Consider the following 14,350-nt stretch of genomic DNA (forward strand, 5'->3'; position numbering starts at 1 on the left):
AGTTTTTTTTCTTCTTTATTAAAGAAGAATCCTATTTATTTTTTATTATTTATTTACTTGATACTTAAATTATTAACAATAAATAATAACTGAAAATTAACTGAAGCATAGAGAATAAGAATATCTATTGTTTTTTCTCTTTGATTTTAATTTAGATTAGAATTTTTATTAAAAAAAAAGAAAAAAATAGTAGGTATAATGTAAATGTAGGTAGAATATTATATACATTAAATTATCATAATGATATTATGAATATGAAATATGAGTTGAATGTTCTTAGTTAACTTACTAACATAAAACGGGACTACTATAATATAATAAAAATAAAAAAACTATAAAAAATTTTAAAATAAAATATATGTCTAATCAAACTACTAATCAAACAGAGGAAATTAAAAAGGAAGCATCCCATTCATCTTTTGATGGGGATGAAAAAAATAGTGAAAAATTGAATGATCAGGAAAAAATAAAAAGTTTCGATTGGACGAAATACGAAACTCATTTTAATAATGAGATACAAAAAAAAAGAAAAGAATTTGAAGAAATATATACGAAAACTTTGCCATGTATACAAGAATTAGAAATTTATCAAGGAATTGTTACACATATTACGGAAAAAAATGTTATAGTAGATATTGGATTTAAAGCAGAAGGTGCCATTCCTATGAATGAATTTAGAGAAGATTTTAATTTCAAAGTAGGAAGTCATATGGAAGTCATGGTAGTGAAAATAGATTATAAAGGACAATGCATTCTTTCATATCAAAAAGCAAAAACATTAAGAAATTGGCAACGTATTAATGAAGCATATGAGAAAGGAGAAGTCATTTTAGGTTATGTTGCGGCTAGAACAAAAGGAGGATTGATCATAGAAATTTTTGATATTGAATGTTTTCTTCCAGGTTCTCATATTAATGTCAAACCTGTTAGAGATTATGATATCTATGTGGGAAAAACTATGGAAGTAAAAGTTGTTAAAATAAATCAAAAAACAAAAAATGTTGTTGTTTCTCATAAAGTTCTTATAGAAAGAGATATTGAGGAACAAAGAAAAGAAATGATTTCTAAATTAGATAAAGGTCAAGTTTTAGAAGGAAAAATAAAAAATATTCTTCCTTATGGGGCTTTTGTAGATTTAGGAGGAGTAGATGCATTGTTACATATTACAGACATGAGCTGGCCTCATATTAATCATCCTACAGAAGTTGTTCAATTAGAACAAGAGTTAAAATTTGTAGTTTTAGGTGTAGATAAAGAGAAAAATCGTGTGCAATTAGGGTTAAAACAATTGCAACCTCATCCTTGGAGTTCTTTGGATGAAAATTTAAAAGTAGGAAGTGTAGTAAAAGGAAAAGTTAGTGTTTTAGCCGATTATGGAGCTTTTGTAGAAATTATTCCAGGGGTAGAAGCTTTGTTACATATAAGTGAAATGTCTTGGTCTTCTGATTTATCGTCTCCACAAGATTTTGTCCAAATTGGAGACGAGTTAGAAACAATAATTCTAACTATAGATCGTCAAGAAAGAAAAATGTCTTTGAGTCTTAAACAATTGACTCCAGATCCTTGGATAAATATCCAAAATAAGTATCCTGTAGGATCAAAACATGTTGGGGAAGTACGAAAATTTACTAATTTTGGAGTTTTTTTGGAGTTAGAAAGAGGAATATCTGGAATTATTTATACAAATGATCTTTCATGGATAAAAAAAATAAAACATTCTTCTGAATTTTGCAACATTAACGATAAATTAGAAGTTATTGTTTTATCATTAGATATTCAAACAAGAAGATTAAATTTAGGACATAAACAATTAACGGAAAATCCATGGAATCAATATGAAAAAATTTACCATGTAGGAAGTATTCATAATGGAATGATAGTCAATTTTTTAGATAAAGGTGCTATAGTCAAATTTTCAAATCAAGAATTTGAAGCATTTGCTCCACTACGTTTTTTAGAAAAAAAAGATGGGAACATTATTAAAAAAGGAGAAAATATTAATTTTAAAATCATAGAATTTAATAAAGATACTAAAAAAATTGTAGTTTCTCATACTTCAGTTTATCGTGATAAAGAACAAAAGAAAGAACAACGTATTAGTAGAAATAGGAAATTAGAAAAATCAACTTTGGGAGATATTGCTGGATTAGTTAAGTTAAAAGAACAAATAGAAAAAGAAAAAAAATAAATAATTTTCAGAGTATATTAGTATAGTCGAGTAGTTAGTTTAGTAGTATGGAAACACACCCTATTGCAGAAAAAGAAGGATGGAAAGTTGGAAAAGATATCCCAATATGGGCTAATAACGAACTGTATTTAACTACGATTAAAGGAGGATATTTATTAGATGGAGAAACTCCTTTTGAAGCGTATAAAAGATTGTCTAAAAATGCTGCTAGAATTCTTAAAAAACCAAAAATAGAAGAAAAGTTTTTCAATATCCTATGGAAAGGATGGCTTATTCCTTCTACTCCAGTTATGGTCAATTTAGGTACTGAAAAAGGATTGCCTATTAGTTGTTTTTCAGGAAGAATTGGAGATAGTATGTATGAAATTTATAGAAAAAATTTAGAGATGGCAATATTAAGTAAGCATGGAGGAGGAACTTCTTATGATTTTAGTCTTGTAAGACCTGTAGGAAGTCCTATAAAAAATGGAACATTGGGGTCTTCTGATGGAATAATTCCTTTTATTAAATCATATGATAGTACCATTGTAGCTAGTAAACAAGGAAGAACAAGAAGAGGTGCAGTTGCTATTTATTTAAATATAGAACATAAAGAATATCCAGAATTTTTAAAGATCAGAGAACCTAAAGGGGATATTAATCGTCAATGTCATAATGTTCATCAAGGTGTGATAATTACTAATTCTTTTATGGAAAAAGTGTTGAAAAATAATGGAAAAGAAAGAAATTTATGGATCAATACATTAAAAGAACGTGTAAAAACTGGAGAACCTTATCTTTTTTTCAAAGATAATGCTAATCAAAATCTTCCGGAAAACTGGAAAAAACATGGATTAAGAATCCATCATAGTAATCTTTGTTCAGAAATTATGTTGCCAACAGATGAAAGTCATACTCTTGTATGTTGTCTTTCCTCATTAAATTTATACAAATATATAGAATGGAAAAATACAAATACTGTATTTTATGCTGTTTTATTTTTAGACGCTGTTTTGCAAGAGTTTATTGATAAAGGAAAAAATATACGAGGAATAGAGGATTCTGTTCGTTTTGCGGAAAAAAGTAGAGCATTAGGTTTAGGCGCTTTAGGTTGGCATTCTTATTTACAATCTAAAATGATTCCATTTATATCTAAAAAATCTGAAATACTAACTCATAATATATTTAAATATATACAATTAGAATCTAAAAAGGCAACTCAATATTTAGCTAAAGAGTATGGAGAATCAGAATGGAATAGAGGAACAGGAAGAAGAAATTTAACCTTAATGGCTATGGCTCCGAATAGAAGCTCTGCTAAATTAGCAGGAGGACTATCACAAGGGATAGAACCTTTAGCCGCAAATATATATGTGGATGATGATGCAAAAGGAATGCATATTCGAAAAAATCCTCATTTGGAAAAAGTTCTTATAAAAAGTGGATATAATCTACCAGAAATTTGGGAACAAATAGCTAATGAAAAAGGATCTTGTTTAAACTTAACTGATCTTAGTGAAAAAGAAAAAAATGTGTTTAGATGTTTTAAAGAAATAAATCAGCTAGGATTAATAAAACAAGCTAGCATACGACAAAAATATATTGATCAAGGACAAAGTCTCAATTTTGCTTTTCCCCAAAAAACTCCTGCTAAATTTATAAATCAAGTTCATGTTGAAGCTTGGAAAATAGGATTAAAAAGTCTTTACTATTATAGAAGCGAAAGTATTTTACGTGCAGAAACAAAAAGTAGAGATTTATATTCGGAGTGTTTACTATATAATAAAAATAAATAAAAAAAAGGGCGGCGACTTACTCTCCCAGAATAACCAGTACCATCAGCGCTAATGTGTTTAACTTCTCTGTTCGGAATGGAAAGAGGTGGGACCACATTGCTATAACCACCCATATAATTGAAATGACATAACATACATACATAATCATATAAATCATGAATTGAATTGAATGAAAAAAAATAAAAGCTTATGGGTGATTAGTACTACTTAGCTATGACATTACTGTCTTTACACTTATAGCCTATCAACGTTGTCATCTTCAACGACCCTTAAAAGAAGCCTAATCTTGTGGTGAGTTTCGCACTTATATGCTTTCAGTGCTTATCTCTTCCGAACATAGCTACTCAGCAATGCATCTGGCGACACAACTGATACACCAGAGGTTCGTCCAATTCGGTCCTCTCGTACTAGAATCAGGTCCACTCAAGCTTCTAACGCTCGCAATAGATAGAGACCGAACTGTCTCACGACGTTCTGAACCCAGCTCGCGTGCCACTTTAATGGGCGAACAGCCCAACCCTTGGGACCTTCTCCAGCCCCAGGATGTGACGAGCCGACATCGAGGTGCCGAACCTCCCCGTCGATGTGAGCTCTTGGGGGAGACTAGCCTGTTATCCCCGGAGTACCTTTTATCCTTTGAGCGATGGCCCTTCCATGCGGAACCACCGGATCACTATGCCCTACTTTCGTACCTGATCGACTTGTAAGTCTCACAGTCAAGCACCCTTATGCCATTACACTCTACACACGATTACCAAACGTGTTGAGGGTACCTTTGGGAGCCTCCGTTACCTTTTTGGAGGCGACCACCCCAGTCAAACTACCCACCACGCAATGTCCTCAATAGTTAATTATCGAGTTAGATTTCAACTAAAAAAAGGGTGGTATTTCAAGGGTGACTCCATACTGCCTAACGACAATACTTCAAAGTCTCCCACCTATCCTACACATTTTTTAATCAAAACCAATACGAAGCTATAGTAAAGGTTCACAGGGTCTTTTCGTCCCATTGCGAGTAATCGGCATCTTCACCGATATTACAATTTCACCGAGCTCACGGCTGAGACAGTTTCCAGATCGTTACACCATTCGTGCAGGTCGGAACTTACCCGACAAGGAATTTCGCTACCTTAGGACCGTTATAGTTACGGCCGCCGTTTACTGGGGCTTCAGTTAAAAGCTTTGCTAAAAAAAAGCTAACCTTCTTCTTTAACCTTCCAGTACTGGGCAGGTGTCAGACCCTATACATCATTTTTCAATTTAGCAGAGTCCTATGTTTTTGATAAACAGTCGCCTGGATATTTTCACTGCGACCTTCCTGAAGGAAGGCTACCTTTCTCCCGAAGTTACAGGTTTATTTTGCCTAGTTCCTTAGCCGTGAATCACTCGAGCACCTTAGGATACTCTCCTTAACTACCTGTGTCGGTTTTGGTACGGATCACTTTTATCTGAAGCTTAGAGGCTTTTCTTGGAAGTTCTTACCTGTACTATCCATTCGCCCGAAGGTTTATGGTACTATCATAGATCAGCAAAATATACGGATTTTCCTATATATTTTATACCTAACTATTTTAACGTACACTTCCGTCCGTACGCGACAGTTTCATAACTCCGTCCCCCCTTCGCAATAAAAGCAAGTACCGGAATATTAACCGGTTTCCCATCGATTACATCTTTCGATTACATCTTAGGATCCGACTAACCCTCAGTTGATTAACATAGCTGAGGAATCCTTAGTTTTTCGGTGTGCGGATTTCTCATCCGCATTATCGTTACTTATACCTACATTTTCTTTTGTAAGAACTCCACTATATTTCACAATATAGCTTCAGCGTTCTTACAATGCTCCCCTACCGATTGATTTTTCAATCCCATAGTTTCGGCGATATATTTATGCCCGATTATTATCCACGCTCAATCACTAGACTAGTGAGCTGTTACGCACTCTTTAAATGAATAGCTGCTTCCAAGCTAACATCCTAGCTGTCTATGTAATTAAACCTCGTTTTTTTCCAACTTAATATATACTTAGGGGCCTTAACTGATGGTCTGGGTTGTTCCCCTCTCGGACATGGATCTTAGCACCCATGCCCTCACTACCGTGAAACATAATAACAGCATTCGGAGTTTGTCAGGAATTAGTAGGTGATGAAACCCCTTCATCCAATCAGTAGCTCTACCTCTGTATTATTTAACACGATGCTGCACCTAAATGCATTTCGGGGAGTACGAGCTATCTCCGAGTTTGATTGGCCTTTCACCCCTACCCACAAGTCATCCGAAGACTTTTCAACGTCAACCGGTTCGGTCCTCCACTATGTGTTACCACAGCTTCAACCTGCTCATGGGTAGATCACTCGGTTTCGCGTCTAATTCTTCCGACTAAACGCTCTATTAAAACTCGCTTTCGCTACGGCTCCATAGCTAAACTACTTAACCTTGCCGGAAAAATTAACTCGTAGGTTCATTATGCAAAAGGCACGTCGTCACCTCACTAAGAGGCTCCGACAGCTTGTAAGCGTATGGTTTCAGGATCTATTTCACTCTTCTATTCGAAGTACTTTTCACCTTTCCCTCACGGTACTAGTTCACTATCGGTCTCTGAGTAGTATTTAGCCTTACCGGATGGTCCCGGCAGATTCAGACAAGATTTCCCGTGTCCCGTCCTAATCAGGTTACTACTAGATGATTTTTACATTTCGCATACAGGATTATCACCTTCTATGATTGGTTTTTCCAAACCATTCTACTATATAAAAATCTACCTTATTTGTAGACCTACAACCCTATTGTAGTTTTATCTACAATAGTTTAGGCTTTTCCGATTTCGCTCGCCACTACTAACGGAATCACTATTGTTTTCTTTTCCTCTAGATACTTAGATGTTTCAGTTCTCTAGGTTTGCATTACTTCTTCAAAAGTAATATCATATGATTAATATGATAGGTTCCCCCATTCGGACATCTGCGGATCAATTTGTATGTGCCAATCCCCGCAGCTTATCGCAGCTTATCACGTCCTTCTTCGCCTCTCAGAGCCAAGGCATCCACCATACGCCCTTACTTAGCTTTTTTTTATTACCTCAATTCAATACAAGAACAATAAATTATTTTGTATGTTATGTTATGTCAAAGAACTTTCTTAAAAAATGAAAAAAAACAATGGAGAATATCGGAGTCGAACCGATGACCTCCTGCGTGCAAAGCAGGCGCTCTAGCCAGCTGAGCTAATCCCCCTTCTACAATCTCATACTCATAGTACATAAATTACATTTACATTACAATATATAATAATCACTAAAAACTACTACAATATTCCACATACAACAACACAATAGTCTCGCGCGGAATTGAACCGCGGACCTCTACATTATCAGTGTAGCGCTCTAACCGTCTGAGCTACGAGACTGATGATACCACCATTATATATATATTATTATTCATTTTAGCTTTTAGCATTCTTTATTATCAATATATAAACTTCTAAAGTCTGATTCCTCAAATTTTTTAATAAGTATTATAAAAATCCTCTATAAAAAAAGAGATGTTCCAGCCGCACCTTCCGGTACGGCTACCTTGTTACGACTTAGCCCCAGTTATCGATTCTACCTTAAGCAGCTCCTTATTATGGTCACCGATTTCAGGTCTCCCCGACTTCCATGGCTTGACGGGCGGTGTGTACAAGGCCCGGGAACGTATTCACCGCATCATGGCTGATATGCGATTACTAGCGATTCCAACTTCATGGAGTCGAGTTGCAGACTCCAATCCGAACTGAGATCGGTTTTTAGAGATTAGCTCTTGATTGCTCAGTAGCAACCCTTTGTACCGACCATTGTAGCACGTGTGTAGCCCAAGGTATAAGAGCCGTGATGATTTGACGTCGTCCCCACCTTCCTCTCGACTTGCGTCGGCAGTCTTGTTAGAGTCCCCGACTTAACTCGCTGGCAACTAACAATGAGGGTTGCGCTCGTTGAGGGACTTAACCCAACACCTCACGGCACGAGCTGACGACAACCATGCAGCATCTTGTACTCCGTCCGAAGACTAAACTATTTCTAATTTATTCGCAGTACATTTAAACCTTGGTAAGGTTCCTCGCGTATCATCGAATTAAACCACATGCTCCACCGCTTGTGCGGGCCCCCGTCAATTCCTTTGAGTTTCAGCCTTGCGGCCGTACTCCCCAGGTGGATCACTTATCACTTTCGCTTAGCCACTGAATATTAAAATCCAACAACTAGTGATCATCGTTTACGGCGTGGACTACCAGGGTATCTAATCCTGTTTGCTCCCCACGCTTTCGTGCCTCAGCGTCAGTATAGACTTAGTAACCTGCTTTCGCGATCGGTGTTCTGTGTGATATCTATGCATTTCACCGCTACACCACACATTCCAGTTACTCCAATCTCACTCAAGTCTATCAGTATCAATAGCCATTTTAACAGTTAAGCTGCAACATTTCACTACTGACTTAATAAACCGCCTACGCACCCTTTAAACCCAATAAATCCGGATAACGCTTGTGTCCTCCGTATTACCGCGGCTGCTGGCACGGAGTTTGCCGACACTTATTCGTATAGTACATTCATAATCTCTATCCCGTAGAGATCTTTATTCCTAAACAAAAGCAGTTTACAACCCATAAGGCATTCTTCCTGCACGCGACGTGGCTGGTTCAGAGTTTCCTCCATTGACCAATATTCCTCACTGCTGCCTCCCGTAGGAGTCTGGTCCGTGTCTCAGTACCAGTGTGGGGGATCACCCTCTCAGGCCCCCTACCGATCATTGTCTTGGTAGGCCTTTACCCTAACCAACTAACTAATCGGACGCACGCCCATCTTTTGCCGCATTTCTGCTTTAATAATATCATCATGCAATAATATTATTTTATTATAGAACATTAATCCAAGTTTCCTCGGGCTATTTTCTAGCAAAAGGTAGGTTACGTACGTGTTACGCACCCGTTCGCCGGTCGCCATCAAAATCTAAATACATAGATTTTATGCTGCCCCTCGACTTGCATGTGTTAAGCCCGCCGCTAGCGTTCATCCTGAGCCAGGATCAAACTCTTCGTTGTATTTTATATAAAAAAATAATAATATCAAAATACGCAAAAAACTTACTTAAAAATCCTTAGAATCAGGCCTAGAAGCAATTTCCAATATACAAAGAACAATCATAATAAACAATGCAAATATACACTTTTTATTGGAAAAAAAAAAGTTTTACACAAATAAAATAACAAATATATATATTTTTTTACAAAAAAAAAACGGACCTTATGTTAAAGAATTCAATATTTAGTATGAAAATATGAGAACTTCAGATTTTGACTTTGTATTTCCATCAAATCTTTTAGCTTATCAACCAACTCAGGAAAGAGACGAATCTAAATTAATGGTAATTCATAGAAAAAATAATAAAATTGAACATAAATTATTTAAAGACTTATATCAATATTTTGAAGAAGGAGATACTATAATCCTTAATAATACAAAAGTTTTTCCAGCAAGACTGTTTGGAAATAAAGAAAAAACAGAAGCAAAAATAGAAGTTTTTTTACTTAGAGAATTAGACACAAAAGATAGAACTTGGGACGTTTTAGTAGATCCAGCAAGAAAAGTAAGAGTAGGAAACAAATTAAATTTTGGATCTGGATTAACTGGAGAGGTTATAGATAATACAACTTCCAGAGGAAGAATTTTACAACTTCATTTTGATGGAAATCATGAAGAACTTATAAAAAAAATAAAAGAATTAGGAAAAACTCCTTTACCAAAATATATTGATAGATTACCAGATAAAAATGATGAAGAAAGATATCAAACTGTTTATGCAAAAACAGAAGGATCTGTAGCTGCTCCTACAGCAGGTCTCCATTTTTCAAAACATTTATTAAAAATATTAGAAATAAAAGGAATTAATCTAGTAGAAATTACTTTACATCTTGGATTAGGTAGTTTTTTACCAGTAGAAGTAGAAGATATATCTAAACATAAAATGGATTCTGAAAAATGTTTTATAAACAAAGATACATGTGATTTAGTCAATCAAACAATTCAACAAAAAAAATGTGTATGTGCAGTAGGAACTTCATCTATGCGTGCTATTGAAAGTTCTGTATCTTCCAGAAGATATTTAAATCCTTTTTCCGGATGGACTAATAAATTCATATTTCCTCCTTACAACTTTAGTATAGCAAATTCTATGATTACAAATTTTCATATGCCTAAATCCACATTACTTATGATGACAGTAGCTTTTGCAGGATATGACTTAATTATGAAAGCATATCAAATAGCTATACAAGAAAAATACAGATTCTATTCCTATGGAGATGTTATGTTAATCTTATAGAAATAGAAAGATCTAGTCTTTTAGACTACTCTACTCCACTCTACTACTATACTATATTATATCCCCTCTATATTTTTAAAAAGATAAGAAATATATCAGTAAGTAGTTAATAGGAGGGAGCAGCATAGCATAATCGTAATTATGACAAAAAAAATCCTTGAAAAAATAAAAATATCTATAAAAGAGGAAATGAAAATTTTTGAAAAACAATTCCTTTCTATTATTATAGAAAGTCAAGTTCCTCTTATAAATCAAATTACTCATTATATTATCCATAGAAAAGGAAAACAAATTCGTCCTATGTTTGTTTTTTTAATTGCTAAAATGTTAGGAAAAACGAAAAAAAAAACATATCATACTGCATCTTTAATAGAACTAATTCATACAGCAACCTTAGTCCATGATGATGTTATAGATAATAGTCACCTTAGACGTGGTTTTTTTTCTGTCAATGCAATATGGAAAAATAAAATAGCTGTTTTAGTAGGAGATTATTTACTGTCTAAAAGCCTTTTATTAGCTACAAATAATAATTATTATGACCTTCTTAAAATTGTTTGCAAAACAATAAAAGATATGAGCGAAGGAGAATTATTACAAATGGAAAAATCAAAAAAATTAGATATCACTGAAAGTGTTTACAATAAAATTGTTTATCATAAAACAGCTAGTTTAATTGCAGCTTCTTGTGAAGGAGGAGCTCGTTCAGTTGATGCAGATGAAAATACAGCATTAAAAATGAGAGAGTTTGGAGGATTAACTGGAATTGCTTTTCAAATAAAAGATGATCTATTTGATTATGAAGATAAATATAATAAAAATCTAATAGGAAAACCTGTTGGAATGGATTTAAAAGAGAAAAAAATAACACTTCCACTTATTTATGCCATAAAAAATGCTTCTCAAGAAGATCAAAAATGGATCCTTAATTCTATAAAAAATTATGATGAAAAAAAAAGAGATCAAATTATTGCTTATGTCAAACAATCTGGAGGATTAGAATATGCTTCTCAAAAAATGAAAAAGTTCCGTAATCATGCATTAAAAATATTAGAAAATTATCCAGAAAGTACAATTAAAGATGCTTTAAAAACAATGGTTAATTTTCTTGTTGAAAGAAATAAATAAAACTAAAATCGTATTTTTTTTTTGTTCTAGAATATTTTTTAATATTGAAAAATGAAAGAAAATTTAGTAATTGTAGAATCACCTACCAAGGCTAATACTATACAAATGTTTCTTGGAAAAAACTTTTATGTAGTTCCTAGCTATGGACATCTTATAGATTTACCAGAAAAAAAAATAGGAATTGACATAAATAAAAATTTTCATCCTAATTATGTTATACTTCCCAAAAAAAAGAAAATAGTTCAAAATCTTCAATCTTTAATTGAAGATTATAAAATTATCTGGTTAGCTTCTGATGAAGATCGTGAAGGAGAAGCTATTGCTTATCAAATTTACAAAACATTAAATATTCCCAATGAAAAATTTAGAAGAATAGTTTTTCACGAAATTACAAAAAAAGCTATTTTTGATGCTATAAAAAATCCTAGAAAAATTAATTATAATCTTGTTTATGCTCAACAAGCAAGACGTATTTTAGATAGATTAGTAGGATTTCAATTATCTCCTATTTTATGGAAAAAAATTAATTCCGGTCTTTCTGCCGGAAGAGTTCAATCTGCAGCAGTTAGACTAATAGTAGAACGTGAACAAAATATTCAAAATTTTATTCCTATTCCAGTTTATCAAATTCACGGTATTTTTACCGATGAAAAAAAAACAATTTTTAATGCAAAATTGGAAAAGAAAATAGAAGATAAAAAGAAAATGGAAAATATTTTAATGTCATGTATAAATACTTCTTTTTTGATAAAAAATATTATTACTAAATACGAAAAAAAAGCTCCTCCTCATCCATTTACAACATCTTCTTTACAACAAGAAGCTAGTCAAAAACTAAATTACTCTATATCTAAAACTATGTTTCTTGCACAAAAATTATATGAAAAAGGGTATATCACATACATTCGTACTGATAGCACAAATTTATCAAAAGATATTTTATCAAGTATTAAAGATTATGTTCTTTTTTCATATGGAGAACAATATTTTTCTCCAAAAGAATTTTCATCCAAAAATAAATTTGCCCAAGAGGCTCATGAAGCTATTCATCCCACAGATATCAGAAAAAATTCTGTAGATATTTTAGATGGGGTCCAAAAACGTCTTTATCAACTTATATGGGAAAGAACCATAATAGGACAAATGTCAGATGCATATATAGAAACTAAAAATTTTTACATTCAATCTTCTAATTTCGAGTTGGAACATCCTTTTATACATACGGAAAAAACTGTAATATTCGATGGTTTTATGAAAATAAAAAATAAAAGGAATCTTGATCTTGATGAGATTGATAATAAAAAAAAAGATTTTTTTTTATCAAAAATAAAAGAAGGAACTCCATTGCAAAAAAAGGAAATAATAGCAAAACAAGTTTTTACGAAACATTTACCGAGATACAATGAAGCATCTTTGGTCAAAAACTTGGAAAAATTAGGGATAGGAAGACCATCTACTTATGTTCCTATTATTTCCAATATACAAAAAAGAAATTATGTGAGTATACAAAAAATTATTAAAAAAATAGAAGTTCGTGAAACTTTTTTCCTTAAAAAAAATACTATAACCGAAAGAAAAGATAAAATAACTGAAATAGAAAAAAACAAATTTATTCCTACAGATATGGGAATTTTAATTACTAATTTCTTAAAAAAAAATTTTCAAGAAATTATAGATTACAGTTTCACAGCAAATTTAGAAAAAAATTTTGATGATATAGCTAAAGGAGAAAAATCTTGGAATAAGATTATTCAAAATTTCTATGATGGATTCCATAAAAAGATAGAATATGTAAAAAAAAATGTAGATAAAATTCACAAAAAACGTTTTCTTGGAATAGATCCAATATCGAACAAAAAAATTTTTGCAAAAATAGGACGATTTGGGCCCATTGTTCAAATGGGAGAATTTCAAGATAAAAAAAAACCAAAATTTTCTCCTTTGTTAAAAAATCAAAAAATTGACACTATTTCTTTAAAAATAGCATTAAAGCTTCTTGAATTACCTAAATTATTAGGAACTTTTGAAAACAAAGAAATTTTTTTGAAAATTAACAAACATAATATCTATATAAAACATAAAAATAAATCAATTCCAATTGAAGAAAATATTTTTTTTAATTCTATTAATTTGGATTTAGAACAAGTAATAAACATTATATTAAAAAACAGAAAAAAAGAAAAAAAATCAATTTTATGATTCATTTTTTTTTATAAAAAAATAAAGAGGAAAGTAAGGAACTAACTATCAAAATATCTTTGATTTAAATAAGTAGTAGGATATGCTTGATCATGTCCTGTGCGTCTGACATGATCCAAATATTTAGGAATATATGATAAAGCTTTTACTCTATCAGACAAAGACATTCTGTTCCATATATTTTCTGCCATTTTTTTTTTACCCACTTTATATTTATAATCTGTCCAAAAACGATTAAAAGATAAATCTGCAGGAATTTCTTCTATAGAAAATGAAGATTTTGTATTTTTCATTTTATTTATAATAGATTCATTATAAGGTAAATATTTTCCTATCCATATATAATGTGATAAAGAAAGACTTTCAGGAAAGATTACCTCTCTTAAAAAACCATTTAAATCATATTTAAATATGATATCTCCAGAGACTAAACGACTTCTAAATATATATTGTTTACCTTTCATTCCTTTTTTTATTTCATCAGCATTAATTCATTTTTTCCCCTTCATTTCATGAATTATTTATTTATTTGATAATGATAATTTTATAAAGAAGATCAAGATAATTCTTTCACATAATTTAGGGATATTTTTTTTCAATTAATAATAAATAATATATAATTGAATGATTCAAATCATCTCATTTTAATTTCATTTAATTTTATAAAAAAAGATGAAACTCATAGTTTATTTTTATTATAG

At 32.1% G+C, this 14,350-nt stretch carries 6 protein-coding genes, 2 tRNA genes and 3 rRNA genes; 5 read left to right on the forward strand and 6 right to left on the reverse strand.

Features of this window, described 5'->3' with window-relative positions; all coding sequences use genetic code 11:
• Positions 1-358: 358 nt before the first annotated feature.
• Both rpsA and H0H53_RS01600 read left to right on the forward strand, forming a co-directional pair.
• On the forward strand, positions 359-2,188 hold the full coding sequence (gene rpsA / locus H0H53_RS01595) for a 30S ribosomal protein S1 (RefSeq protein WP_185870276.1): 1,830 nt from the start codon (positions 359-361) through the stop codon (positions 2,186-2,188).
• Between the two features lie 47 nt (positions 2,189-2,235).
• The gene (locus H0H53_RS01600; protein ID WP_185870277.1) at positions 2,236-3,963 is read left to right on the forward strand and encodes a ribonucleoside-diphosphate reductase subunit alpha; all 1,728 of its coding nucleotides are present in this window, start codon (positions 2,236-2,238) and stop codon (positions 3,961-3,963) included.
• Between the two features lie 3 nt (positions 3,964-3,966).
• On the opposite strand, the gene rrf is transcribed toward H0H53_RS01600, so the two are convergent.
• The 5 genes from rrf to H0H53_RS01625 form a co-directional block, all read right to left on the reverse strand.
• A 5S ribosomal RNA gene (gene rrf / locus H0H53_RS01605) occupies positions 3,967-4,076 on the reverse strand.
• A 64-nt stretch (positions 4,077-4,140) separates the two neighbouring features.
• Positions 4,141-7,037, reverse strand: a 23S ribosomal RNA gene (locus H0H53_RS01610).
• An 88-nt stretch (positions 7,038-7,125) separates the two neighbouring features.
• Positions 7,126-7,199 (reverse strand) — tRNA-Ala (locus H0H53_RS01615).
• A 98-nt stretch (positions 7,200-7,297) separates the two neighbouring features.
• Positions 7,298-7,371: transfer RNA gene (locus H0H53_RS01620), tRNA-Ile, on the reverse strand.
• A gap of 128 nt (positions 7,372-7,499) precedes the next feature.
• A 16S ribosomal RNA gene (locus tag H0H53_RS01625) occupies positions 7,500-9,042 on the reverse strand.
• Together the 16S, 23S and 5S rRNA genes with 2 tRNA genes alongside form the textbook arrangement of a ribosomal RNA operon.
• A gap of 236 nt (positions 9,043-9,278) precedes the next feature.
• Between H0H53_RS01625 and queA the strand changes: the two genes are divergently transcribed.
• The 3 genes from queA to topA all read left to right on the forward strand — a co-directional run bounded on the left by queA (position 9,279) and on the right by topA (position 13,649).
• Positions 9,279-10,322, forward strand: coding sequence for a tRNA preQ1(34) S-adenosylmethionine ribosyltransferase-isomerase QueA (gene queA / locus H0H53_RS01630; RefSeq protein WP_185870278.1), 1,044 nt, complete (start codon positions 9,279-9,281; stop codon positions 10,320-10,322).
• Positions 10,323-10,463: 141 nt separating this feature from the next.
• Positions 10,464-11,450 (forward strand): polyprenyl synthetase family protein, encoded by a 987-nt coding sequence (locus H0H53_RS01635; RefSeq protein WP_185870279.1) that lies wholly within the window; start codon positions 10,464-10,466, stop codon positions 11,448-11,450.
• A 51-nt stretch (positions 11,451-11,501) separates the two neighbouring features.
• Positions 11,502-13,649, forward strand: coding sequence for a type I DNA topoisomerase (gene topA / locus H0H53_RS01640; RefSeq protein ID WP_185870280.1), 2,148 nt, complete (start codon positions 11,502-11,504; stop codon positions 13,647-13,649).
• A gap of 41 nt (positions 13,650-13,690) precedes the next feature.
• Here topA and H0H53_RS01645 read toward each other — a convergent pair whose 3' ends face one another.
• Positions 13,691-14,113: a hypothetical protein gene (locus H0H53_RS01645; protein ID WP_185870281.1), complete on the reverse strand. Its 423-nt coding sequence runs from the start codon at positions 14,111-14,113 to the stop codon at positions 13,691-13,693.
• Positions 14,114-14,350: the final 237 nt, after the last annotated feature.

The organism is Blattabacterium cuenoti, from assembly GCF_014251955.1.
Classification (GTDB): Bacteria; Bacteroidota; Bacteroidia; order Flavobacteriales; family Blattabacteriaceae; genus Blattabacterium; species Blattabacterium cuenoti_L.

Bases quoted from the DNA above. Each gene is read 5' to 3' on its own strand.
- H0H53_RS01645 (WP_185870281.1), bottom strand. From the start codon at position 14,113: ATGAAAGGTAAACAATATATATTTAGAAGTCGTTTAGTCTCTGGAGAT.
- H0H53_RS01635 (WP_185870279.1), top strand. From the start codon at position 10,464: ATGACAAAAAAAATCCTTGAAAAAATAAAAATATCTATAAAAGAGGAA.
- H0H53_RS01600 (WP_185870277.1), top strand. From the start codon at position 2,236: ATGGAAACACACCCTATTGCAGAAAAAGAAGGATGGAAAGTTGGAAAA.
- rpsA (WP_185870276.1), top strand. From the start codon at position 359: ATGTCTAATCAAACTACTAATCAAACAGAGGAAATTAAAAAGGAAGCA.
- queA (WP_185870278.1), top strand. From the start codon at position 9,279: ATGAGAACTTCAGATTTTGACTTTGTATTTCCATCAAATCTTTTAGCT.
- topA (WP_185870280.1), top strand. From the start codon at position 11,502: ATGAAAGAAAATTTAGTAATTGTAGAATCACCTACCAAGGCTAATACT.